Source organism: Pedobacter sp. BS3, from assembly GCF_008274585.1.
GTDB lineage: Bacteria > Bacteroidota > Bacteroidia > Sphingobacteriales > Sphingobacteriaceae > Hufsiella_A.
Map to the genome: position 1 here is coordinate 527,595 of NZ_VTRT01000001.1, position 24,830 is coordinate 552,424.

The following is a 24,830-nucleotide window of genomic DNA, read 5'->3' on the forward strand; positions in this document are numbered from 1 at the left end:
TAAATAAGGAAGTTATCTAAAAAGCCAGAATGAGCTCAACTCTATAAGGCTCCGGTTTACAAAAAAGAGGGTGTCTAAAAAGCCTACTTCTTCGTCACCCTGAACTCGATTCATCCCGAAACTTCGCATTCGCGTCAAGATAAGGGCTTTTTAGACACCCTCTTTTTGAATAGTCAATTTGAGCACAACAGTGCTGAAACTAATTTATCGAATCTTTTTAGGTGCTTTTGATGGTGGCTGCGTAAAGTGAGGTTTTCCCTTAGAGGAAATTTCTGCTGCACCCACCATGCTCATGGCACATCTGAAACCAACTTCGGCACTGCTTTCATCCTGCTGCATAAAACGGCGGGTAGCAGGGTTAAGCCAGTAAGCCCGGTCATTCCATGAACCGCCCTTATATACTTTTGAACGGTCGTTAACCAGAGTTGTTGTACCATATAAAGCCTGGTTTACGGTATCTAATTCACCTCTGAAGTCGGGATTATACGGTTTACCAGCAATGGCTGAACCAGGAGCAGTGCCGGCATTTGCTGCATTTGCTGTTGCCGCGGTATCAGCCAATTCTTCCCACTTCTGTTTTCTGCCTGATTTTGCAGGGTCTTTTATCGGGCGACCGTATTTATCTTTGGCATAAATGCCCTTGTCTTTATCAGCTAAACGCTTGTTTACATAAACGTTTCCGCGGAACGGGCTGAAATCTTCAAAATCTTCAAAGCTTAGCTTACGATAAGTGTCAGCCACCCATTCGTTTACATTGCCGGCCATGTTATACAGTCCGAAATCGTTAGGCATATAGCTCTTTACCGGGGCTGTAATGTCGGCTTTATCATTCAAATAACCGCCAACGCCCATGTTATCACCGGCTCCGCGTTTAAAGTTGGCCATAATTAATCCCTGGGTTTTCTTTTTAGATGAACGTACACCTAATCCATTCCAGGGGTAGATCTTGTAATCAGATATGTTTTCGTATTCTGTATTGCCGATCAGTCCTAAAGCGGCATATTCCCACTCTGCCTCAGAAGGTAAACGGTATGGTTGTTTTAAAACACCATCTTCAAAACGTACGGGACGGGTTGGCGCTTTGCCTTTAGTTGCCGTTGCTGCCGGATTTAAATCTTTAGGCATTTTTTTACCATCGATACCTTCACCACGATACTGACCATTTAAATAAATATCGGTGTTGAACGGTTTGATACTGTCATTTTGTGCCGAGACAGCACTGTTGGCGTTTCCTGTGCCGCCATTTTGTGCCGGGGCAGCAGCCGCACCGTTTGATTTTCCTTTGCCTGTTGCCAGGCTTTTATAATCCAATAGGGCTCCACGTTCACGCAAAATCTGCTCGTTCACACGGTCTGTGCGCCATTCGCAATAAGCGTTTGCCTGTTCCCAGGTTACACCAACTACCGGGTAATCCTGAAAAGCCGGGTGCCTGAGGTAATTGGTTACATAAGGATCGTTGTATGATAACGGCCTGCGCCAAACCAGTGTATCGGGCAATGCATTGTAATAATATTCCCTGTCATCGGGAAAATTACGCCGTATCCAGTACAAATATTCCAGCCAGTCAACATTGGCCACTTCAGTTTCGTCCATGTAGAACGACGGAACGGTCACCCTTCTTCTGGATGCATCATATTCATAGGCAAGATCCTGTGCAAGGCTTCCGCCCATCACAAAGGAACCGCCCTCAATGGCTACCAGGCCGGGGCCGGGGCCGGGCTTAACCTTTGGAGCCACCTGAAACCCGCCATTATATTTGTCATTATATTTCCAGCCGGTCTTTGAGGAAGCTGAGCTTCCTTTTTTCTTGCTTGAACACGACGAACCAACAATGCTCAGGATAACCAGGCATGATACGTACAAAGCAGCTACTCTCTTCATTGTATAACAATACGTAATAAATCTCGCTAAGATACTAATTTTCATAAAAACTATAGAAAAGTAAAAATATCTGCTGTTATACGGTTTTAATCATTCTTTCGTTATGGATATTTTATTACATACCTGTTTTTTTAATATTTTCGTTTTTATACAGTTTAATGTAACTTTCGGCGGGAAACAGTTTTGAGATACTTGGAAGAGTGTTTCTTGCCAGAAAATTTAGATTATGAACCATAAAAAATTAGCGCTTTTTATTGTGCCATTCTTAGCGGGATGCCAAATAGTATACGCCCAGGTTAATGGCGGGGGAGAAACAACAACCGATGGCCGGGTCGGGTCGGGTATTATTCAAACAGGCGTTCCGTTTCTGCTCATTGCCCCTGACGCCCGTTCGGGAGCGATGGGCGATGTTGGTGTAGCGCTTTCGCCGGATGCAAATGCTGTGCATTGGAATCCTTCAAAGCTGGCATTTGTTGAAAATGCTACCGGAATTTCGGTTTCGTATACACCCTGGCTGCAAAAGCTTGTTCCGGATATCGATTTAGCATACGTATCGGCTTATCATCGCATTGACGACCGCAATGTTATTGGCGGATCAATACGCTACTTCTCGCTGGGGCAGATACAGTACACTGATGATCAGGGTAACTCTTTGCAAACGTATAGCCCTAATGAATTTTCTGTAGGCGGAACGTATGCCCGCAAATTTGGCGACAGCTTTTCGCTGGGAACAGGCTTACGGTTCATCTATTCTAACCTGGTAAACGGGCAGTTTAGCTCCGGGCAGGATACTCATCCGGGAACGGCGCTGGCTGCTGATGTTTCGGGATACTATAAAAAAGAGACCCAGATGATGGGTAAGGATGCCCGCTTTGCTCTGGGAGTAAACATTTCGAACATCGGCAATAAAATCAGTTATACGGATGGCGGAACCAAGATTTTCCTGCCTACCAATCTGAAGATCGGCGCAGCTAACACCTTTTTTCTGGATGATTTCAGCGAGCTGACTTTTGCATTGGATTTAAATAAGCTATTAGTTCCATCGCCTCAATATAATAGCGATGGCACCCTGGTTGATCAATCGGATATGTCGGTTCCTTCAGCTATTTTCAGCTCATTTGGCGATGCCCAGGGAGGCTTTAAAGAAGAAATGCAGGAGATCAGCTATTCATTCGGTGCAGAGTATTGGTATAATAAGCAATTCGCGTTACGTGCCGGTTACTTCTACGAAAATCCTAATAAAGGCGACCGGCAATATCTTTCGCTCGGAGCCGGTTTGAAATACAACATCTTCATGCTGGATTTTGCTTATCTGGTGGCCAGCCAGGATAAAAGTCCGTTGGCTAATACGCTGCGGTTTACCTTATCATTTAACTTTGACAAGAAATGAAGATCCGCGTAGGGTTTGGTTTCGATGTTCACCAGCTTAAAGCCAACCATCCTTTTATCATGGGAGGCGTCCGGCTGGAGCATCATAGCGGAGCGTATGGACATTCGGATGCGGATGTATTGGTACACGCTATCTGCGATGCCTTGTTGGGTGCCGCCAACCTGCGGGATATCGGGTATCATTTTTCAAATACGGATGATCGGTGGAAGGGAGTAAGCAGTCTTGTTTTACTCAAGGAGTGTGTGAAGCTGCTTCGCGAAAAGGGCTGGGCGGTAGGTAATATTGACGCGATGATCTGCCTGGAAGCTCCTAAGGTAAACCCTCATGTTGAACAGATGAAAAAAAATATTGCCAACGCGATAGGTATTGATACAGACGATATATCCATTAAAGCCACCACGAACGAAAGTATGGGATTTATTGGCAGACAGGAAGGTGTAGTTGCCTATGCGGTTTGCCTGATAGAGAGTAAAAAGTGAGCCTTTGACAGGGGATAGTGGACAATTGAGAATGGACAATGGACAGAGGAGAGTTGAGAGTGGACAATGGAGATTGAGAAGGGTTAATAATTATAGATTGCCCCGGGTAGCGGGGCCGGTACGCTGCGGGCCTGGCTAAACTTCAACCAATACTATTTTTGCTTCACGGTATCGCCGGGTTTGATCTCTGAAAAATCAACGCCACATTTACCGCAGCCGCTGCTACAGCCTTTTTTTGAATGCAAATTGCGGTAAACAGACCTGCCGATGTAAGCGGCCGCAAGCAGAAATACCAGAGCTACAAGAATTCCCTGAAAAGTCATATACAAAAATAACGTATTACAGCAAAAGCAATGTCAGGTTTGTTTAAAATAATTAACAGGCAGGCCGTTCCGTTAGTTCCGGTAAAATGAAAAGTGGTGCCCGGCATAAAAGTCTGGTAAAATAAGCGTACCTTTGCGCAAAATTTTAAAAAGGCATTTGCATGCAGAAAATCCGGAATATTGCCATTATAGCACACGTTGACCACGGTAAAACTACACTGGTTGATAAAATATTACATACCTGCTCTCTGTTTCGCGAGAACGAGCAAAAAGGCGAGCTGATTCTTGACAACAACGATTTAGAGCGTGAGCGGGGCATTACCATCGTTTCTAAAAACGTATCGGTAAAATATAAAGATGTAAAGATCAACATTATTGATACACCCGGGCACGCCGATTTTGGTGGCGAGGTAGAACGGGTATTGAAAATGGCCGATGGCGTTTTACTGTTATGCGATGCTTTTGAAGGCGCTATGCCGCAAACCCGTTTTGTAACGCAAAAAGCGCTCTCACTGGGATTAAAGCCAATTGTAGTAGTTAATAAAGTCGACAAAGAAAATTGCCGTCCCGAAGAAGTTTACGAGCAGATATTTGAGCTGTTCTTCAACCTGGAAGCTACCGAAGAGCAGCTGGATTTCCCGGTAATATACGGATCATCCAAACAAGGCTGGATGAGCTATGATTACAAACAGCCTACGCAGGATATTCTTCCCTTGTTGGATACTATCTTAGAAAAAATACCCGCAGCACCTATTAATGAGGGAACATTGCAAATGCAGATCACATCCCTGGATTATTCTTCATTCGTGGGACGTATCGCCATTGGCCGGGTACATCGCGGCAGCATAAAAGAAAACCAGCCGGTATCGCTGATCAAGCGTGATGGTAAGATCCTGAAATCTCGGGTAAAAGAACTGTATACCTTCGAAGGATTAGGTAAAGTAAAAGTTGCCGAGGTAAAATCGGGCGATATATGTGCCGTAGTGGGCATTGAAGGTTTTGAAATTGGCGATACTATTGCCGATTTTGACGCACCGGAGCAATTACCGGTAATTAAGATCGACGAACCGACCATGAACATGCTGTTCACCATCAACAACTCGCCGTTTTTTGGTAAAGAAGGCAAGTTTGTAACCTCGCAGCGTATTAAAGAGCGCTTGTATAAAGAGATGGAAAAGAACCTGGCTTTAAAGGTTGTTGAAACCGAATCGCCGGATGCTTTCCTGGTGTACGGACGAGGTATTCTGCACTTATCGGTGTTAATTGAAACGATGCGTCGCGAAGGCTACGAGATACAGGTTGGGCAGCCACAGGTAATCATTAAGGAGATCGACGGCGTAAAATGTGAGCCTGTTGAAACGCTGATAGTTGATGTTCCGGGAGATGTTTCGGGTAAAGTAATTGAGCTGGTTACGCAACGCAAAGGTGAGCTGCTGGTAATGGAACCTAAAGGCGATTTACAGCATCTTGAGTTTGAAATCCCGTCGCGGGGAATCATTGGTCTGCGTAATAACGTGCTAACGGCAACAGCCGGTGAGGCGATTATGGCGCATCGCTTTAAAGCATACGAGCCCTGGAAGGGCACCATTCCGGGTCGTCTGAACGGTGTTTTGGTATCGATGGAAAAGGGACAGACAACGGCATATTCTATTGATAAGCTCCAGGATCGCGGACGTTTCTTTGTAGATCCGGGTGTGGATGTGTACGAAGGCCAGATCGTGGGCGAACATATCCGTGACAACGATTTAGTGGTTAACATAGTTAAAGGCAAGCAGCTGACCAACATGCGGGCTTCGGGAAGTGATGATAACGTACGTATTGCTCCGGCCATTAAGTTTTCGCTGGAAGAAGCTATGGAATACATTCAGTCCGACGAATACATCGAAGTAACGCCGGTAAGCATGCGCCTCCGGAAAATTTACCTGACAGAAAACGAGCGCAAGATAAACGCGAAAAAGTTTCAGTAATGGTTAATGAAGCCTGCTAAGGGTTTTATAGCTAATAAATGCACTCTTAGATTCAGACAGCTTTGCAAAGCTGTCTGAATTTTTAATTATACAAATATCAGGATAACTTTATTTTGCCCGAGCCGCGACTGGATCTGTGCGATTAATTCCCTGTTAATTTGCATATTCAAATATGCACAAAACGTTAATTCAGTTAAGAACTTACGCTATGTAAAGTTAGTGATTTCAGGATAATGAGGGCTTCTTCTACGTTCTGAACATGCTCAAACGCTATACGGAGTGTGTTTTTTACTTCCTTCAGATTGCAGCGGTGCGGGTTTTGCTGCACGAATTGTAAAACACGGTCAAACTGCGGACTTTCAAAATAGGGCGATTGCTGGTTGGAAACAAAATATCCCTTCAGCAAATGCTTCTTAAATGAGATCTTCTCAAAGCCGATCTCTTTACCCAGCCACTGCAGGCGCATGGTGTTCAGCAATTCTTTAACCGGCTGTGGCATCGGGCCAAATCGGTCGGTAAGCTGTTTGGCAAATAGCTCCAGCTCGGTTTCATTTTCCAGTTTAGAGAGTTCGGTGTACAGGTTATAGCGCTCGGTGATATTGGTTACGTAGCTGTCGGGGATGAGTGCCTCCAGGTCGGTATCAATCTGGGTAAAGCTAACGGCAGGTCGCGGTTTTTCATCAGCGAACAAGCCTTTAAACTCATCGTCTTTAAGCTCCTGTATCGCCTCATCCAGTATTTTATGGTACATTTCAAAGCCAATTTCGGCAATAAAGCCGCTTTGCTCGGCGCCAAGCAGGTTACCGCTTCCGCGGATGTCTAAATCACGCATGGCCACATTAAACCCGCTTCCCAGGTCAGAAAATTCTTCGATGGCGCTGAGACGTTTGCGTGATTCGGGCGTAAGTGTGGACAACGGCGGACTTAGTAAATAACAAAACGCTTTTTTATTGGAGCGTCCTACGCGGCCACGCATCTGGTGCAGGTCGCTCAGCCCGAATATATGTGCATGATTAATGATAATGGTATTGGCATTGGGAATATCAAGGCCGGCCTCAATAATGGTGGTGGCTACCAGCACATCTTTATCGCCGTTGATAAACTGGAGCATTACATCTTCCAGGGCATCGCCTTCCAATTGCCCGTGAGCCAAACCGATACGGGCTTTGGGCACCAGCTTATGGATCAACCCGGCCAGTTGGGGAAGATCCTGCACCCGGTTATGGATAAAAAATACCTGGCCGCCGCGATCCAATTCAAACTCAATGGCATCCTTGATCAGCTTCTCATTAAACACATGCAACTCGGTTACTACCGGCTGCCGGTTGGGTGGTGGAGTAGAAATAATGGAAAGATCGCGGGCGCCCATTAACGAGAAATGCAGCGTTCGGGGGATAGGCGTCGCGGTAAGTGTCAGCGTATCTACATTGGCACGCAGTTGCTTAAGCTTTTCTTTTACGCCCACGCCAAATTTCTGCTCCTCGTCAATGATCAATAAGCCAAGATCCTTAAACTTTACATCCTTACTCACCAGGCGATGTGTGCCGATGATGATATCCACTTTTCCTTCACGTAGCTTTTCGAGTGTTTCTTTGATCTGTTTGGTAGATTTAAAGCGATTGATGTAATCAATAGTACATGGAAAATCCGCCAAACGCGAAGTAAAGGTTTTATAATGCTGCAGGGCCAGGATGGTGGTTGGAACCAGCACGGCAACCTGCTTGCTATCGGTTACGGCCTTAAATGCGGCACGTACAGCTACTTCCGTTTTGCCAAAGCCCACATCGCCGCAAATCAGCCGGTCCATGGGGTGTGGCGATTCCATATCCCGCTTTACGTCGGCGGTAGATTTCACCTGGTCGGGCGTATCTTCGTAAATGAACGAAGCCTCCAGCTCATTTTGCAGGTACGTATCCGGGCTGAACGCGTTGCCGTTTTGTGCTTTGCGCAGAGCGTAGAGCTTGATCAGATCGCGGGCAATATCCTTAACTTTTTTTTTAGTAGTTTTTTTCAGCTTTTCCCAGGTGTCGGTACCCAGCTTGTTCATTCGTGGCACAGCGCCTTCCTTACCTGAATATTTGGATATTCGGTTCAGCGAATTGATGTTTACATACAGCAAATCATTATCGGCATATACCAGGCGTATCATTTCCTGGATCTTGCCGTTTACTTCTACTTTTTCAAGACCGGCATATTTACCAATACCGTGGTCGATATGAGTAATAAAATCGCCCGGCTTAAGCTCACGTAATTCCTTTAGTGTGATGGCTTGTGAACGGGCGTATCCCTTTTTGAGCTTATATTTGTAATAGCGGTCAAATATCTGGTGGTCGGTGTAAGCGGCAATTTTCAGCTCGTGATCAACAAAACCTTCGCGTAGCGATACATTAACCGGTGTAAATTTTACGGTGCGGTCAATATCCTCAAAAATGCTGTACAGCCGTTCTATCTGTTTAGGCGAATCGGTAAAAATGAAGTTGGCAATTTTCTGATCCTCGTTTTGCCTGATGTTGTGGATAAGCAGGTTGAAATCTTTGTTAAAAGATGGCTGCGGCTTGATATCAAAGGTTACGGTTGCCGTGGGCGTATAGAAAAACTGTTTTCCAAATTCTACCAGGGCGAAATCATGCAGTTGGTCGGCTATCAGCTTTTCGTCGCTGAAGCTGAATTTCGGATCTATCCATTCCGGGTTCTGCTGCTTATCGCTAGCCGAAAGGGCTTTCCACAACTGGCCGGCCTTTTTGTATCCTTCTTTAATAATATCCAGCGTAAACTGAACGTCTTTCAACCAGATTACCGAGTTAGCTTCAATATATTCCAGGAACGAAATGTTCTGCGTGGTAACCAGCTTGGATTGTACATTAGGAACAATGGTAACGCTCTTTACGGTTTCCACCGAAAGCTGGTCCTCAATATCGAACGTGCGGATGCTCTCGATAACATCACCAAAAAACTCGATACGGTATGGCAGGTTATGCGAGAAAGAAAAGATATCTACAATGCCGCCCCGGATGGAAAACTGGCCTGGCTCGTACACAAAATCCACCCGCTCAAAATCGTATTCAATCAGGAACTCGTTGATAAAATCAATGTCCAGCTTATGGTTGGTGGTAATTTCAAGCGTGTTTTTTTCCAGCTCATCCCGGTTTATCACCTTTTCGGCCAGGGCTTCGGGATAAGTTACAATCAGCCTGCCGAATTCTGCCGTATGGTTAAGCTCGTTCAGTACCTCGGCACGTTGCAGCACATGGTTGCTGTCGGTTTGAGTAAAGTCAAAGGGCTTGCGATACGAAGACGGAAATAACAGCACTTCCTTATCCAGCAGGTTTTCCAGGTCGCTTTGAAAATAAGCCGCTTCCTCCCTGTCGGGCAATACAAAAACAAGATGCTGGTGCTGTAAAAAATACAAGGCCAGGGCAACTATAGCATCGCTGGAACCAATAAGTCCTTTAAGATGTACCCGGCTGTTGCGGCTGTTCAGCGCTTTGGCAAGTAAGGTAACCCGCTCATCCTCTTTATACGTGTTTAAAATATCCCTGGCGTTCACAATCAAATTTTCGGTGCAAATATACGGTTAATTAAAAAGTGAAAAGTTAAAACTCCAAAGCCCGGATGTATTTCGAATGGTTGTGCCGTTGCTTTTGTAAATGGGTACCCACACTTACAGCGGATTAAATGGGTAGGTTCTTACAAATCGAAGTCGTTTTGGGACACAATGATATGATCTATTTTGCTTTTAAGCATTGATAAATCCGTTTGAATAATTTGCCAAATAATATCGGCATCTAATCCAAAGTATTCGTGTACAATATAATTCCGAAAACCTTTTATTTCACGCCAGGGTATTTCAGGATAATCTTCTTTAAGAGAATCCGGTAACTTGGATACTGCTTATCGTAAAGTTATGGAGTACAGCATGTTTAACTACTATGCCCGTATCAAACTTCATAAAATCCAGTCCTTCGGTAAACAATAATATATTGTCAATCGAATCCCGGATATCAATTAGCCAAAGCCGTATGTTACGTTGGCTCATATATGAATTAAACAGCTTTCAACATAGGGCAGATAATGCGGTTTGATACCTTTTCGGGATATGACATCTACTTTAGTTTGAAATTCATCTTCCAGTTCATTAGCCAATTTAAAGAAACCCATGCCTATTGTTCCATTAAAGCTAACCAGAATATCAATATCACTCGCTTCTGTGTGTTCGTTACGGCTTACGGAACCGAATAATGCCAACTCACTAATGGGATAGCGTTTTTGTAGTGATGGCTTTAATTGTTTAAGCCGTTTAATAATGTCTTCCCTGGAGTATTTCATAATGAGTTCGTATAGGTATTTTCACTATGCGTCCAACATCAAAGGTAGTTAATTTTCAATAAATTAAACACATAGTAGATTGAACGTCAGTAAATACAACTTGCGTAAGATGGAAACCCTTTGAATAAATTATTCGTATAACAGGAACAATTTAATATCCCGGATGTTAAATAAATATTAAAAAAATAAAGTATGAGAAACGCAATTTTATACGGATTGGTAATTGGGGTAGCCAGCGGAATATGGTTGCTTATTATGCACTTTGCCGGAGTTTTCAACTACAGCAGGGAATATGGCGAAATTCACTGGATGGAATACGCTTCGTTATTAATTCCTCTTGCCGGTTTGTATTTTGGCGTGCAGAATTTCAGAGATAATGAAAACGACGGGACAATGGAGTTTTTTGAAGGGTTATTCGAGGGGTTTAAAATCCTGGTAGTGGGAGCGGTGATAACTGCCTTTTTTTTAGTGATGTATTTCAATTATGTAGCTCCCGATTTAAAAACCGACTATATCTGGCGTATGGGCGCCGGCGGAGTGGTTGGAATACTGTTTGATTTAATGGTGGCCTTGCTGCTGATGAATAAGCAAAAGCGATTGTAATGCTAATCAAAACAGAATTAAAAATCAAAAAGGCTTAGCGCTTTGCCTGCACTTTTGGAGCTTTTAATTTTTGACTTGGACGGCAGTCTCCGTACCTTTGGGCTAAAGTAACCCGGTATGCCCTCAGAAATAACAGTTCTTATTATCGCGTTTATTATTAACACGCTTATTTACCTGTTTTTTTGTATAGACCTTAGAAAAGCACTGGCACAGGTAGATCCGGTTAACCGCAGTTTGAACGGCAACCTGATATGGCTGCTGTTGGTGCCGGTTGTAAACATCGTTCTGAACTTTTTCGTGGTAAATGGTATGGCAAAATCCTTAAAGCTGGAATTGCTTTCGCGGGATTATGACGTGGACGAAAACCCCGGCTTCTGGCCCGGAATGGTATACGCTATGATGTCTATACTGATTTATATGCCTATGCCCATGACGTTGCTGTTCCTCCTGTCGTTCACCGGGCTTATTTTCTTTATCCGGTACTGGATGAAAATTAACTGGTATCGCAAAGTGCTTGAAAACAATCTCAGCGACCAACAGGTGGTTTAAACCGTATTGATGACAGACAGCTTAACTTTTTACTTTTAACCTTTTACTCTTAACTTCACACATGGTACTCTCGGATATAACCCGCTTTCTTGAAACCCAGGCGCCCCTGGCCTACCAGGAAGATTACGATAATTCCGGTTTAATTGTAGGACGTCCGGATGCGGAAGTTGGCAGCGCTCTTATTTCTTTAGATTGTACGGAGGCCGTAATAGACGAAGCCATCCGCAAAGGCTGTAATCTGGTGATCTCACATCATCCCATTGTGTTTAAGGGATTAAAGAAGTTTACGGGCAAAACGTATGTAGAGCGAGTGGTGATGAAGGCCATTAAGCATGATGTGGCCATTTATGCCATTCACACCAATCTTGATCACGTACATACCGGTGTTAATGCCCGTATCTGCGAAGTTTTGGGAATAAAAAACTATTCCATATTATCGCCGAAAGGCAACTTGCTAAAAAAACTGGTTACTTTTTGTCCGTTAAGCCATGCCGACAAGGTGCGCAATGCCCTGTTTGCCGCGGGAGCCGGTAATATTGGTAATTACTCGGAATGTAGCTTTAATGCCGATGGCTTCGGCACCTTTAAAGCTGGTGGTAATACCCGGCCTTTTACAGGAAATATCGGTGAACAGCATCATGAACCCGAGATTCGTATAGAAACGATTTTCCTGGCAGAGAAAGAGCGCCCGATCGTGCTGGCGCTGTTAGAAGCGCATCCTTACGAAGAAGTGGCTTATGATATTTATTCCCTGGCTAATACCTGGCAGCAGGTTGGCGCCGGTATGGTGGGTTGGCTGGATGCAGAGACCGATGAAATAGATTTTCTGCGTATGATAAAACAAAAACTTCGCGGAAGCGTGATCCGGCATACGGCCTTGCGAAATAAAAAAGTGAAAAAAGTAGCCGTTTGCGGTGGGTCCGGCAGTTTTTTATTGCCACAGGCCATTGCGGCAGGTGCCGATGTATTCATCACGGCCGATTATAAATACCACGAGTTTTTTGATGCTGATGGAAAAATTGTAATAGCCGATGTGGGACATTTTGAAAGTGAGCAGTTTACGCAACAATTGTTATTGGAAATTATTCAAAAAAAATTTCCTAACTTTGCACTCCATTTAACAGAAGAAAATACAAACCCCATACAATACTTATATTAATGGAACAAACTGTAGAGCAGAAATTAAAAGCATTATACGAGCTACAAACAATCCATACTCAAATAGATAAGATACGCCGGGTACGTGGCGAGCTGCCTATGGAAGTTGCAGACCTGGAGGATGATGTTGCCGGCCTTGAAACCCGTATTCAGAAAATCAAAAATGAACTGGATGACCTGGAAGATGCCATTGTAACGCGTAAAAATACCATCAGGGATGCGCAGGCTGCTATTAAGCGGTACGAAGCGCAGCTTAACGAAGTAAAGAACAACCGCGAGTATGATGCCATCACCAAAGAGATAGAGATCCAGGGTCTGGATATCCAGGTATCTGAGAAAAAAATCAAGGAACATAGCTTTGAGATCACCAATAAGACGGAAGTTTACGAAAAGGCCCTGGCCAACCTCGAAGAGCGTAAAAAAGATCTGGATCTGAAAAAAACTGAGCTTGAAACCATTACTGCCGAAACGCAGAAAGAGGAAGAAGACCTGGTAGAGAAAGCTGAAAAAGCCGAGGAGCATATTGAAGATCGCTTGCTTACCGCCTATAAGCGCCTGCGTAAAAATGCTAAAAACGGCCTGGCGGTAGTAACCATTCAGCGTGACTCCTGCTCCGGTTGCTTTAACCAGATCCCTCCACAGCGCCAGATGGATATTAAGCAGCACAAAAAAATTATTGTTTGCGAGCACTGCGGCCGTATTTTAATTGACGAGGCTTTGGCACACGAAGTAGTTCCCGCATAAACACAATTGTTTTAAAGTATATAAAGCGACCGGATTAACCGGTCGCTTTTTTGTTTCATACACTATCAGCGAAGATATAGCTTTAACAATGTGTGTGTCATAAAAACTCATACAGAATTTCATGCGGTTGGATTTACAAGTTTACTGCCTTATATTTGCGTTCCGAAATTTGATATAACATATAATGAGAGAAATTCAGTTCAGAGAAGCCCTTCGCGAAGCGTTGAGCGAAGAAATGCGCAAAGACGAAGCGATATTTTTAATGGGCGAAGAAGTAGCCGAATACAATGGCGCTTACAAAGTAAGCCAGGGTATGCTGGATGAATTTGGAGCCAAAAGGGTTATTGATACGCCTATTGCTGAGCTGGGATTTGCCGGCATTGCAACCGGGGCTGCCATGAACGGTTTAAAACCCATTGTTGAGTTCATGACGTTTAATTTCTCGTTGGTAGCCATAGACCAGATCATTAACGGCGCTGCTAAAATACGCTCTATGAGCGGCGGGCAGTTTTCTGTTCCTATTGTATTTCGCGGCCCAACCGGGAACGCCGGACAGTTAGGAGCGCAGCACTCTCAGAATTTTGAAAATTGGTATGCCAACACACCCGGTCTGAAGGTTGTAGTTCCCGCTACGCCATACGATGCTAAAGGATTGTTAAAGCAATCTATCCTCGACCCTGATCCGGTAATTTTCATGGAATCAGAGCTGATGTATGGCGATAAGGGACCTGTACCCGAAGAAGAATATTACCTGGAGCTGGGTAAAGCCAACATCGTTAAGGAAGGCAGTGATGTGACCCTTGTTACGTTTGGTAAAATGCTGACCCGGGTGGTTAATCCGGCGGTAGAAGAGCTTACCAAAGAGGGTATCAATGCCGAGGTTATTGACCTGCGTACTGTAAGACCTATTGATTACGATACCATTATCAATTCGGTTAAGAAAACCAACCGGCTGGTTATTGTAGAAGAAGCCTGGCCGTTAGGCTCTATTGCTACCGAAATTTCTTTCAAAGTACAAAAAGATGCCTTTGACTACCTGGATGCACCTGTTATCCGTGTGGTATCGGCCGATACGCCGTTACCTTATGCACCAACCCTGATCAAAGAAGCGTTGCCTAATTCCGAACGCGTAATAGCTGCGGTAAAAAGCGTATTGTATTTGAAATAACAGGTATTCAACATATCCTATTTATAATAACAAAGCCCGGTTTATTCAAACCGGGCTTTGCTGTAAAAAAATCTTTTATTTAAACATCCAGGTTATCCAGGCATATCTGGCGTTTGATGCTTTCCTCCAGCGAGATAAACGTTTCGGTACGTTGTATGCCCTCTACGGCCTGTATCGAATCATTCAGCACGTGGCGCAGGTGATTAGTATCGCGGCAGATGATTTTAGCAAACATACTGTAAGCACCGGTACAATAATGCAGCTCTACAATTTCGTTCACCTTTTTAAGCTGCTCTACCGCGTCTTTATATATAGAACCCTTCTCCAGGAATATACCCAAAAAGGCGCATACATCGTAACCGATCTTTTGTGCATCGATAATCAGGTTTGAGCCTTTGATAATGCCCATATCCTGCATTTTCTTCATCCTCACGTGTATGGTACCGCCCGAAACGATCAAGCGTTTGGCAATTTCAGTATAGGCAATGGTAGCATCCTCTAAAAGGAATGAAAGAATCTGCAAGTCCAGATTGTCAATTCCTAAATTTTGCAGCCGTTTTTCCATGTATTTTTTAAATGCTTCTAATCGAAAGGCTAAGTAAATAAAAAATTAATAAAAATTAAAATATTTCATTAAAATATTTGCAACGAATTAGATTTTTGCCGTACATTTGTATCAAGCAAACGCTGAAACGGTAATCGCTAAAGCAACTGCTTCGATCTTTGTAGGGTGGTGGAACTGGCAGACACACCTCCTTGTCTCGGTGGCGGAGAATCTGGGAAATTCAGCAATGAACTAACCACTCCTTGAAGGTTCGACTCCTTCCCCTACAGCACCTTTCGTTTAATTTAGGTTTATAATTGGTTAGTTTGAGACGTTGCCCATCAACGTCTCTTTTTTTGTTTATAGGCCAACTATTTAGACCAAAAGTTGAAACGGTCTACAGTCAAAGCTATAACTTTCTACCCTCTCAGATGGGCTTTAAACAAATATTTTGATCAAGCGATTCACTTTTTGATTCACTTTTTTTCTGAGCATCAATCACTACTTATATTATGCTGCTGAGCCTCTTAAACCTACTAAGATGAAAGCAATTTCAGATTATGCATTGAATCCTACATGCAAGACACCTAACATTGTCGGAAAGAGACTAACTGATAAATGGTTTGTCTACTTCTACTATTATGTTGATAGTAAAAGGTACTTATACCGCGAGTCCAGAGAGCTTAACATCAATGGGCAGTCCCTGGCCGAAAAGCGTAAGAAAGCAAATGATATCTATGATTACCTAGATTCTATGCTGAAAACCCATAGGTATGATCATCAAACTAAATCCTTTCAATATGTCATAACAGAAGGCTCATTGATGGCAGACTTAATCGATCAATAACTTCTTAGCACATAAAAAGGTAAGGTAGCGGATAAGACTTCAGCGTGCAGTTTGCCAGTGGGTTTGACTATTTCTTGCAGCTATTAGTACCTAATAGATAATAAGGTATTGCCATTGTTCATAACATATCATTTTACAGCATTAACCTGACAAAACAAGGCTTTTTGCAATGTTTCACGTCAAAACTATAGTTTTTGCAATGGAAGGGTTGGGCGTATGTTGATGAACTTTATTGCATTAAAGTTAGGCTATCAGCCTTTGGAACTTTATCACCGCGAAGGAGAAAGCAGAAGAATCTAAATCCAGGCTATGAAAGCTGCTGACAATGGTAACTTCAATGATAGCGTTCTGACTTGGATAGCAATATTTATCCTGGGTGTTGTAGAATGATCTGATTGCGACATAAACTAAGATGTCTTTGTACTGTAACCCTTGTTCAGCTAAATTGCCAAAACTGGGTTTTAAAATATAGGTTCTCCTGCACATGGTCATTAACGATGTTGTGGTATATCTTATTAGGAAAAGAAATCTGGAATAATGATGGTATACTGAAACGTTACTACCTGACTGATTTTATATAAAGATACGCATTTTTGACCGGTTTCATAGGGGAATAGTAGATTACTTAGAGGGGTGTATTAAATCTATAACTGACTTACATAGCTGGTATTACTTACAACGGATATGGATTAAAGTTCAGATGGAAATGATTGTAGTATGAAGATAATACCTAATAGAATACAGATAATTTTGGTTTCCAACTGTTAAGAACAGCTTTTTCCTGTATCGTTGTTTTCTATTAGGTATAAAGACTTATTGAAAATAGTTAAGCTACTCTTACTCTTCCAACAAAGCTTCTATCTCTGCTTTCAACACAGGGATATACCTTATAATAATACTCCATACCACATCATCAGATAAGGAATCATAGCCGTGAATGATGCGGTTTCTGGCATCCACTATCTTACGAGAATTGCTGACCTCCACAGGAGTTGTATGTTTCAATATCCTGTTTATTGCCTCACCAATAATTTCAATGTTGCGCTCAACAGCCCGCTTGGTACGTAAATCGTTCTGATAGTGGGCAATCTGTTTAGGGCAGTCTGCAAAGAAGCTTTCTATCTCCACAATGGCATTCAGGATATCATAAAGCCAGGCTTTAACCTCATTGTCCATACACAAGTTGCTTTTGCTGGTTTACAGCTTGTTTGAAGTAAGGGTTTTTAATGGCTTTCTCTTCCAGCAGGTCAACAGGGCGTTGAAACATATCTTCTAATGAGAACTTGAAATCAAAGTAGTTATCCGCATAATCTTCTACCGCAACATTCGAGAAGTCAACAATCAGGTCTATATCGCTTTGATTGTTGTAGTTGTTGGTAAGCACAGAGCCAAAAGCATACAGGCTTTTAACCTTGTATTGCTTACAAAGTTTCTCAATATCTGCTATATAGCGCCTGAACCTGTCCATTAACGTATAATTACATTCAAATTTATAAAATCTTTGCAAGATATCCGTATGCAAGCCATACAACCTATGCTACACCGCCCTTAAAACACCCCCTCCTCAAATTCATAAAAAAGCTGCTTATAATATATAGTAGTACTGCCCAACCCATTCTATTAGTAAATAAAACTTTAACGTGAACTACAGTAACTAAGCTGCTTATCCACCTGTAAAAACGTTGTATGTGCTGTCCGGGAGCAGGAATGGCCGATATCAACCCCTCTCCGGATGTCGATGAAAAGTAAATAGTTATACAGCATTTATTCACTAAAAGTAATTACCATGAAAGAAATAGCATTCGTACAGTATTCATTACGCATTCGTCAGCCATCCAACCCATTTAAGCGGAGAAAGTTATGGCTGAGAGCAGAACGTGCGGTTAAACACATCAAAGTACACAACGGCTGTGTGGAATTGCTCTACCGGCAGCTAACAGATAAGGCCAAAGCGCTATACCGTACCTTACCCGAAGCTGAACGTGTTGTTGAGGACAGGGATTGCCGCTATGATACTACAGACCTGTTCGATGTACACTACTTCATGACACCCAGTTCCTACTGTTACCTGCATTGTGATATGTTGCTGCATTACAGTATTGAATATGCGTTTGGTGATTGTCCGTTTGAGGAACAGTTGAGGCCTATTTTTAGTATAGGACACCATCGGGTAGTAGAAAGATATATCGTTATTACACAGATTTAAATAATAAAAGTCATAACATACACCAACGGAGAAGAGCTTTGCTTGAGGCTATTTCACATACAGATAATCTGTTAAACATACTCAAAAATAAAAAACCGCCTCATAATTGACTTATGAGACGGCTTCTTCTATTAAGTAGCGGGGAGCAGGATCGAACTGCCGTCCGCCCTTTGGCGGATATGAATCCTGCGCTCTAACCATCTGGGCTACCGTTAATGGTGATGCATCTATTGCATTAGCAATTGCCTTCTTATAAAGTCTCGTCCTGTAGCCGATTTCAGCTGCTTTTCTCTCTTTATGGCTTCGGTTTTAGTCGCAAATATTTCAGTATAGATAATTTCCCAGGGTCTAAACTTTACGGTATATCCCTTAGTTGCCAACTGGTTGTGTGAAAGCAGTCGATTGTTTAAATCTGAGGTATAACCGATGTATATTTTATTGAACTGTTTAGAATGTAAAACATAAACGGTAAACATACTCAAAAAATAAAAAAGCCCAACAAAAGTTGGACTTTCTATTAAGTAGCGGGGAGCAGGATCGAACTGCCGACCTTAGGGTTATGAATCCTACGCTCTAACCATCTGAGCTACCCCGCCAGGTAATATTTCAAATTATCAAGGATTATTATTCCTCGTTAAACATACAGCGGATTCGAACTGCCGTCCGCCCTTTGGCGGATATGAATCCTACGCTCTAACCATCTGAGCTACCCCGCCAGGTAATATTTCAAATTATCAAGGATTATTATTCCTCGTTAAACATACAGCGGATTCGAACTGCCGTCCGCCCTTTGGCGGATATGAATCCTACGCTCTAACCATCTGAGCTACCCCGCCAGGTAATATTTCAAATTATCAAGGATTATTATTCCTCGTTAAACATACAGCGGATTCGAACTGCCGTCCGCCCTTTGGCGGATATGAATCCTACGCTCTAACCATCTGAGCTACCCCGCCATTATGATTGTCAATTTTAGCGATGCAAAGATAGGGTTCTGTTATTATTAAAACAAACCTCATTGTGTAAAACTGCATTAAATATATAACTGCTGGCAAATGGTACAAAAAAAGCTGCGCCGATGTGTTCTGCCTAAGTACGCTTTATGAAAGGGAACATGATCCCGCGGACAAATGGTTTTAGTGTGTGCCAGCCAGTGTTTACGAAGGGTAAACTCCTTTTTCCAGTACAGAAATTCAAAACTGTACGTCACGGCTTCGGTTACAAGTTCCTGTAGTTTTTCTTCGGGTAATTTGCCTGTTTTACTTTCGGGATGTACCCGGATACGAAACAATACTTCATTTTTGATGATGTTGCCAACCCCGGCAAAAATATCCTGGTTTAACAGGGCATCGCATACCAGCATATCCGGTTTCTTCCGGAGCTTTTGCAAAGCTTTTTGCGCATCCCACTGTTCATTCATCACATCAGCAGACCAATCGTAAACTTCATCCAGCGGACGCTCAATAAGCTGTACGGAACAGGCGTAAAAATTTAATTCGCCATGTTGAAATTGCAGGCTTAGCCGGGCAGGTGTCTCCTTGTGCTCGTTGATGCGGTATGAGCCAAAAAGCATAAAATGGATGCGTACGGTAAAATCAGGGAAACAGATCAGAAAATGCTTTCCCCAGCTTTTAAAATCAGTAACGGTTTGGTTTTCAATACGGGCCGGATCCAGTTTTTGTGTGTTTCCACCAGCGTATATTACTTTTTCGCCTTTAAAGGGCTGAACAGCTTCTTTTAATATTACAATAGAGGGTCCTTCGGGCATAGCACTATTTTCGGTTAGCAGAGATATGAGGGAATAACAGCCGAATGTAATTAAAGTTGTAAGTGAGATAACGGAGCAAAAGCTATTGGAGGCTCTGCAACATTCCTGTCTTCAGATATAAAGAAAACCGGTGCTTTGGTTTCTGAACCGGTTCCTGCCCAGCTCATCGAAGATAATTTTTACTTTTGAGTTTTTACTTGACCAACAGATGCGAAAAATCACCTTTCTCTTTTTCCTGCTTTGCAGTACCAGTCTTTTTGCACAGAAAATTTCCATTATTCCTGAACCGGTAGAAGCTAATTTGAAAGCCGGTCAGAACGATTTTATTATCAATGCTCAAACCAAGCTGGTTTTAGCCGGGAATGAAGCCGTCAATTCGGCAGCTTTCTTTTTACAGTATCTCGAAGAATATTATCATCTGAAAATTGATATAACCCGCAACAGTGCAGATCTAAGAAACACTATTGTTTTTAAAAAAGATACGGCCGATACAGTTAAGGGTGGATATACGTTTGATTCGGATGAGCATACGATCCACATAACGGGGAATGATGATGCCGGTATTTTCTACGGCATGCAAACACTGATACAGTTGCTGCCAACCGATAGCGCCGCTGCACTTACGATACCCGCGGCGCATATCAGGGATTACCCGCGGTTTGCTTACCGCGGATTGCACCTGGATGTCAGCCGGCACATGTTTCCGGTAAGCTTTATCAAGAAATATATCGATTATATCGCCCTCCATAAAATGAATTATTTCCACTGGCACTTAACCGATGATTCGGGTTGGCGTATCGAGATAAAGAAATACCCGCAATTAACACAGATTGGGGCCTGGCGTAAAGGAACGCTTATTGGCCAGTATCCCGGCAAGGGAAATGATGGCATACGCTATGGCGGATATTATACCCAGAACGAGATCAGGGAGGTGATACAATATGCAGCTAAACGCTATATCACCATTATTCCCGAAATTGATATGCCGGGACATTGTATGGCTGTGCTGGCAACATTTCCTGAGCTGAGTACAACGCCTGATGAGCCGAAGGAAGTGGCGACAACCTGGGGCATATTCAATAAGTTTAACAATGTGCTGGTTCCGTCCGAAAAAACATTCCGTTTCCTGGAAGATGTACTTTCTGAAGTGATGGATCTATTCCCGTCAGAATATGTTCACATTGGCGGCGACGAATGTGCTAAAAAGTGGTGGCAGCAATCAAAGGCTACGCAGGATTTTATCCGAAAGCATCATTTAAAGGATGAAGAAGGCCTGCAAAGTTATTTTGTAAACCGGGTTGAGAAGTTTGTTAATGCGCATGGTAAAAAAATTATCGGTTGGGATGAGATTTTGCAGGGCGGTTTGGCGCCTAACGCAACGGTAATGAGCTGGCAGGGAATAAAAGGTGGTATTGCCGCGGCTAAACAGCATCATCAGGTAATCATGTCGCCCAGTAAATATTGCTATTTTGATCACCCGCAATCCCTGCACGAAGATTCGCTGACGGTTACTACCGCCAAATACTTGCCGTTGGATTCGGTATATGCTTATGAGCCTGTTCCGGCGCAACTCAGCGCCGAAGAAGGCCGTTATATCTGGGGAGCGCAGGCCAACGTGTGGACAGAGTACATGGCTAATCCATCTAAAGTGGAGTATATGATCTTTCCGCGTTTAAGCGCTTTCAGTGAGGTAGTCTGGAGTCCGAAAGAAAAACGAAACCGGGCTGCATTGCAAGATAAGCTGCTGGTGCAGTTCAGGCGTTATAATTTATGGAAAAGCAGTTACAGTACCGAAATATTGAAGAAATATTGAGGTCGCTGTCAGATATAAAGCCTCAGGACAGGAAACCAGATGTAGTAGAATTGGAAGCTTCTGATATATAGTTAGTATAAAATTATATCAATATTAAATATTAAAATTAGGCAGGGCGATAGTTCAGGTCGACCAAGCCAAGTTTGTTTTCTTTTTGAAAGCCATCGAAAACACAATTATTAATTTGGTATAATGAACTTTTGGAGAGAGATTTCAATGAGTTAAAAGCGGTATATGGCAGTGCAAGTATTGATAGCCCCGATGGGAATGGATACCGGCCTTGTGGGGAATGCCCACGAGGTATCGGGGCGGGTTTGCAGGCGTATGAATGGACAGCGGGAGGAAAACCTGATAGCAGCAGGAACCGTTCCGCTTCAAATCTTAATCCTGCTGTTTAAAAATCAAAACCCATGTTGTGGAAAGGGTGCGTTCGTTAATAATTTGTGAAAAAACTTACAAAAAAGAGATAGGGTTTGCCTGGCCGTTTTATAAAACCGGCAAAGCACCTTAAAAGTTGTCAACGTTAGTATTATTCCTTGCCTTTTTTCAGCTTCGATACCGTCAGTACATCCTGACCGGTAGCATCGCCTTGCTCCTGCAGCTTTCCGAAGGCGGCGGCAGTAGCATAATCTAAGATGTCCTGCGGCTGATGTTGGTTATAGAAACCGTATATCAGACCGGCCATGAAACAATCGCCGCTGCCCGAACGGTCAACAACGCCGGTAGTGGTAAATTCGGGGGAGTTAAATTGCTGTCCGTTGGTATATAAGGTGGTGTAATACAGTAAGTCTTTACCGGGACTGTCAAACCGGAAAGTATTGGCAACGGCTTTACACTTGGGAAACCGTTTCATCAGTTCAAGCGAGGTTGCCTTAGCATGGTCCAGGTAAGCCTGTTTGGTGCCTTTGCTATGAATATCTTCATCAATGGCTGTACCTAACAAGCTGTTTGCCGACCAGATGTTGCCCATTACTACATCGCAATGCTCAACCAGTTTCGGCATAATTTCTACGGGCTGTTTGCCGTATTTCCACAGGCGTGAACGATAGTTCAGGTCAACCGAGATGGTGATATTTCGCTTGGACGCGAATTCCAGAGCCTCGAGGCAAACATCGGCTACCTGCTCATTTAGCGCCGGACTTATGGCTGTAAAATGGAACCAGGAAACATCGCGGAATATTTTATCCCAGTTGATCATGCCGCGTTTTAATTCGGAGAACGAAGAATGTTCACGGTCGTAAATGACGCTGCCTTTCAGGTCGGCGCCGCGTTCCAGGTAATAAACGCCGATGCGGTTACCGGACAGCAATACGGAGGAGGTATAAATGCCTTTATATTCCAGGTAATCAATAACGTGCCGCGACATGAAATTATCGGGCAACGCGGTACAATATTTTACCGGAATGTTCCATTCGGCCAGTGCAGTTGCGGCATTGGCTTCCGCACCACCGATATACAACAGGAAAGGGTTTTTCCCTCCGGCATCGTCAGCAGGAGCGGGAGAAACCCTCAATAATAATTCGCCGAAACAGAGAACTTTGGTTTTCACCAGCCAAAATAATTTTTGGCGTTAAAATAGCAAATATCCTGAATAATCTTTCCAATCCATTCCAAATCGCCGGGCAATTCGCCATTTTCAACGTCTTCGCCGAACAGGTTACACACGATACGCCTGAAATATTCATGCCGCGGGAACGACAGGAAGCTCCTCGAATCGGTTAGCATACCGACCATACGACTTATCAAGCCCATATTTGAAAGGGTGTTAAGCTGTTTAATCATGCCATCTTTCTGGTCTAAAAACCACCATGCCGAACCAAACTGAACTTTACCGGCAACAGAACCGTCGTTAAAGTTACCAATCATGGTTGCAATCAGTTCATTATCGGCAGGATTGAGGTTGTAGATAATGGTTTTAGCCAGCTGGTTATTGGTGTCCAGCCGGTTTAAAAACTTCGACAGCATGCGTGCCTGGCTGAAATCGCCGATAGAATCCCAGCCGGTATCAGGTCCAAGCTGGCTTAACATGCGGGTATTGTTGTTCCGCAAAGCGCCTAAATGATATTGTTGTACCCAGCCTTTCTCGTGGTCCCAAATGGCAAAATACACCAGCATTGCTGATTTGAATTTCAGGTTTTCCTGGTGCGAGATAGCCTGATTTGCCCTGATTTTGCCAAAAATTGCTACTATTTCTTCTTCGGTATAATCTTCGGCATAGATTTGCTCCAAGCCATGGTCGGACACCGAGCAGCCATTTTGTGCAAAGTAATCGTGACGTTTTTTAAGGGCATCGAGGTATTGTTGTAAGCTGCTGATGGATGTATTGCTTACTTCCTCCAGCTTATTGATGTATGTGTTCAAAGCCGATATATCGTCCGAATTCATCGCTTTATCAGGACGAAAAGCGGGTAAAGCCTTGATTTCAAAACCGCTGCCTGCTATCTGCTGATGGTATTCCAGGTTATCTACCGGGTCATCGGTGGTACAAAGCACCTGAATATTCATTTTGCGTAACAATCCACGTACTGAATATTCGGAAGTTTGCAGCTTCGCCGAACAGTTATCATAAACGCTGTGGGCGGTTTTTCCGGAAAGCAACTCGTTGACATTAAAATACCGCTGAAGTTCCAGGTGTGTCCAGTGGTACAGCGGATTACGCATGGTGTAGGGAACAGTTTCGGCCCATTTCTCAAATTTTTCAAAATCCGACGCGTTGCCGGTGATGTATTTCTCGTTCACCCCATTGGCACGCATCGCCCGCCATTTGTAGTGGTCGCCATATAGCCAGGCCTGGGTAATGTTTTCGAAATTGATATCGTTTGCAATCTGTTCCGGTATTAGGTGATTGTGGTAATCTATAATCGGCATCGCTTTAGCAAAATCATGGTAAAGCCGCTGTGCCGTTTTGGTTTGCAGTAAAAAATCCTCGTCTAAAAAAGTTTTCATTAGTCAGTTATCTATTGTTGCGGGTTACGAGTTGTGTGTTACCTGTTTTGACCCCGGGATAGGACTCGTAACTGATAACACACAACTCGTAACTTAATTTATTGTGTTGTCTCTATGT

At 43.4% G+C, this 24,830-nt stretch carries 23 protein-coding genes, 2 tRNA genes and 1 pseudogene; 13 read left to right on the forward strand and 13 right to left on the reverse strand.

From position 1 onward, the window contains the following. Positions 1-204: 204 nt before the first annotated feature. The gene (locus FW774_RS02300; protein ID WP_149346536.1) at positions 205-1,881 is read right to left on the reverse strand and encodes an SUMF1/EgtB/PvdO family nonheme iron enzyme; all 1,677 of its coding nucleotides are present in this window, start codon (positions 1,879-1,881) and stop codon (positions 205-207) included. A gap of 226 nt (positions 1,882-2,107) precedes the next feature. On the opposite strand from FW774_RS02300, the gene porV reads away from it, so the two are divergent. Together porV and ispF are read left to right on the forward strand one after the other, a co-directional pair. Beyond that, complete coding sequence (gene porV / locus FW774_RS02305) at positions 2,108-3,271, forward strand: type IX secretion system outer membrane channel protein PorV (protein WP_149346537.1); 1,164 nt, start codon at positions 2,108-2,110, stop codon at positions 3,269-3,271. Beyond that, on the forward strand, positions 3,268-3,750 hold the full coding sequence (gene ispF, locus FW774_RS02310) for a 2-C-methyl-D-erythritol 2,4-cyclodiphosphate synthase (RefSeq protein WP_149346538.1): 483 nt from the start codon (positions 3,268-3,270) through the stop codon (positions 3,748-3,750). The genes porV and ispF overlap by 4 nt, the downstream gene beginning before the upstream one ends. Before the next feature lie 152 nt (positions 3,751-3,902). Here the strand turns inward: ispF and FW774_RS02315 are convergent, their stop codons facing one another. Further along, positions 3,903-4,073 (reverse strand): FeoB-associated Cys-rich membrane protein, encoded by a 171-nt coding sequence (locus FW774_RS02315; protein ID WP_149346539.1) that lies wholly within the window; start codon positions 4,071-4,073, stop codon positions 3,903-3,905. 161 nt (positions 4,074-4,234) lie between these two features. On the opposite strand from FW774_RS02315, the gene typA reads away from it, so the two are divergent. Further along, a complete protein-coding gene (typA, locus tag FW774_RS02320; RefSeq protein ID WP_149346540.1) occupies positions 4,235-6,040 on the forward strand; it encodes a translational GTPase TypA in 1,806 nt (601 codons plus the stop codon). Positions 6,041-6,233: 193 nt separating this feature from the next. Here typA and mfd read toward each other — a convergent pair whose 3' ends face one another. The 3 genes and pseudogenes from mfd to FW774_RS02335 form a co-directional block, all read right to left on the reverse strand. Beyond that, the gene (gene mfd / locus FW774_RS02325) at positions 6,234-9,587 is read right to left on the reverse strand and encodes a transcription-repair coupling factor (RefSeq protein WP_149346541.1); all 3,354 of its coding nucleotides are present in this window, start codon (positions 9,585-9,587) and stop codon (positions 6,234-6,236) included. A gap of 140 nt (positions 9,588-9,727) precedes the next feature. Further along, positions 9,728-9,895, reverse strand: a pseudogene (locus FW774_RS20825) (DUF86 domain-containing protein); the annotation flags it as partial. Positions 9,896-10,072: 177 nt separating this feature from the next. Continuing rightward, positions 10,073-10,366: a nucleotidyltransferase family protein gene (locus FW774_RS02335; RefSeq protein ID WP_149346542.1), complete on the reverse strand. Its 294-nt coding sequence runs from the start codon at positions 10,364-10,366 to the stop codon at positions 10,073-10,075. Between the two features lie 192 nt (positions 10,367-10,558). Here FW774_RS02335 and FW774_RS02340 point away from each other — a divergent pair, with 192 nt between their 5' ends. The 5 genes from FW774_RS02340 to FW774_RS02360 all read left to right on the forward strand — a co-directional run bounded on the left by FW774_RS02340 (position 10,559) and on the right by FW774_RS02360 (position 14,588). Continuing rightward, on the forward strand, positions 10,559-10,969 hold the full coding sequence (locus tag FW774_RS02340; RefSeq protein ID WP_149346543.1) for a DUF4199 domain-containing protein: 411 nt from the start codon (positions 10,559-10,561) through the stop codon (positions 10,967-10,969). Positions 10,970-11,086: 117 nt separating this feature from the next. Next, positions 11,087-11,518, forward strand: coding sequence for a hypothetical protein (locus FW774_RS02345; protein WP_149346544.1), 432 nt, complete (start codon positions 11,087-11,089; stop codon positions 11,516-11,518). A 61-nt stretch (positions 11,519-11,579) separates the two neighbouring features. Further along, positions 11,580-12,677, forward strand: a complete 1,098-nt coding sequence (locus FW774_RS02350; protein WP_149346545.1) for a Nif3-like dinuclear metal center hexameric protein — start codon at positions 11,580-11,582, stop codon at positions 12,675-12,677. Continuing rightward, positions 12,677-13,420 carry a zinc ribbon domain-containing protein gene (locus FW774_RS02355; RefSeq protein ID WP_149346546.1) on the forward strand — a complete coding sequence of 248 codons (744 nt, stop codon included), beginning with the start codon at positions 12,677-12,679 and terminating at the stop codon, positions 13,418-13,420. The genes FW774_RS02350 and FW774_RS02355 overlap by 1 nt, the downstream gene beginning before the upstream one ends. Before the next feature lie 184 nt (positions 13,421-13,604). Continuing rightward, a complete protein-coding gene (locus FW774_RS02360) occupies positions 13,605-14,588 on the forward strand; it encodes a pyruvate dehydrogenase complex E1 component subunit beta (RefSeq protein WP_149346547.1) in 984 nt (327 codons plus the stop codon). A 79-nt stretch (positions 14,589-14,667) separates the two neighbouring features. Here the strand turns inward: FW774_RS02360 and FW774_RS02365 are convergent, their stop codons facing one another. Then, the gene (locus FW774_RS02365; protein ID WP_149346548.1) at positions 14,668-15,153 is read right to left on the reverse strand and encodes an Lrp/AsnC ligand binding domain-containing protein; all 486 of its coding nucleotides are present in this window, start codon (positions 15,151-15,153) and stop codon (positions 14,668-14,670) included. A gap of 159 nt (positions 15,154-15,312) precedes the next feature. On the opposite strand from FW774_RS02365, the gene FW774_RS02370 reads away from it, so the two are divergent. After that, positions 15,313-15,422, forward strand: a tRNA-Asp gene (locus tag FW774_RS02370). Positions 15,423-15,673: 251 nt separating this feature from the next. Next, complete coding sequence (locus tag FW774_RS02375; protein WP_149346549.1) at positions 15,674-15,979, forward strand: hypothetical protein; 306 nt, start codon at positions 15,674-15,676, stop codon at positions 15,977-15,979. 837 nt (positions 15,980-16,816) lie between these two features. Here the strand turns inward: FW774_RS02375 and FW774_RS02380 are convergent. Both FW774_RS02380 and FW774_RS02385 read right to left on the reverse strand, forming a co-directional pair. Then, entirely contained in the window at positions 16,817-17,155 is a 339-nt protein-coding gene (locus FW774_RS02380) for a DUF86 domain-containing protein (protein ID WP_149346550.1), read from the reverse strand. Further along, positions 17,145-17,486 carry a nucleotidyltransferase family protein gene (locus FW774_RS02385; protein WP_410522721.1) on the reverse strand — a complete coding sequence of 114 codons (342 nt, stop codon included), beginning with the start codon at positions 17,484-17,486 and terminating at the stop codon, positions 17,145-17,147. Before FW774_RS02385 ends, FW774_RS02380 begins: the two co-directional genes overlap by 11 nt. Before the next feature lie 279 nt (positions 17,487-17,765). Here FW774_RS02385 and FW774_RS02390 point away from each other — a divergent pair, with 279 nt between their 5' ends. Then, positions 17,766-18,185 carry a hypothetical protein gene (locus tag FW774_RS02390; RefSeq protein WP_149346552.1) on the forward strand — a complete coding sequence of 140 codons (420 nt, stop codon included), beginning with the start codon at positions 17,766-17,768 and terminating at the stop codon, positions 18,183-18,185. A gap of 227 nt (positions 18,186-18,412) precedes the next feature. Here the strand turns inward: FW774_RS02390 and FW774_RS02395 are convergent, their stop codons facing one another. The 3 genes from FW774_RS02395 to FW774_RS02405 all read right to left on the reverse strand — a co-directional run bounded on the left by FW774_RS02395 (position 18,413) and on the right by FW774_RS02405 (position 19,953). Next, on the reverse strand, positions 18,413-18,661 hold the full coding sequence (locus FW774_RS02395; protein ID WP_149346553.1) for a GIY-YIG nuclease family protein: 249 nt from the start codon (positions 18,659-18,661) through the stop codon (positions 18,413-18,415). A 46-nt stretch (positions 18,662-18,707) separates the two neighbouring features. After that, positions 18,708-18,781: transfer RNA gene (locus FW774_RS02400), tRNA-Met, on the reverse strand. A 437-nt stretch (positions 18,782-19,218) separates the two neighbouring features. Next, complete coding sequence (locus FW774_RS02405; RefSeq protein ID WP_149346554.1) at positions 19,219-19,953, reverse strand: DNA-formamidopyrimidine glycosylase family protein; 735 nt, start codon at positions 19,951-19,953, stop codon at positions 19,219-19,221. Between the two features lie 208 nt (positions 19,954-20,161). Between FW774_RS02405 and FW774_RS02410 the strand changes: the two genes are divergently transcribed. Together FW774_RS02410 and FW774_RS02415 are read left to right on the forward strand one after the other, a co-directional pair. Continuing rightward, entirely contained in the window at positions 20,162-21,766 is a 1,605-nt protein-coding gene (locus FW774_RS02410; RefSeq protein ID WP_149346555.1) for a beta-N-acetylhexosaminidase, read from the forward strand. A gap of 200 nt (positions 21,767-21,966) precedes the next feature. Continuing rightward, complete coding sequence (locus tag FW774_RS02415) at positions 21,967-22,164, forward strand: hypothetical protein (RefSeq protein WP_187774781.1); 198 nt, start codon at positions 21,967-21,969, stop codon at positions 22,162-22,164. Between the two features lie 131 nt (positions 22,165-22,295). On the opposite strand, the gene FW774_RS02420 is transcribed toward FW774_RS02415, so the two are convergent. Further along, a complete protein-coding gene (locus FW774_RS02420) occupies positions 22,296-23,315 on the reverse strand; it encodes a sugar kinase (RefSeq protein WP_149346557.1) in 1,020 nt (339 codons plus the stop codon). Then, positions 23,312-24,712, reverse strand: coding sequence for a glucuronate isomerase (gene uxaC, locus FW774_RS02425; protein WP_149346558.1), 1,401 nt, complete (start codon positions 24,710-24,712; stop codon positions 23,312-23,314). Before uxaC ends, FW774_RS02420 begins: the two co-directional genes overlap by 4 nt. Positions 24,713-24,830: the final 118 nt, after the last annotated feature.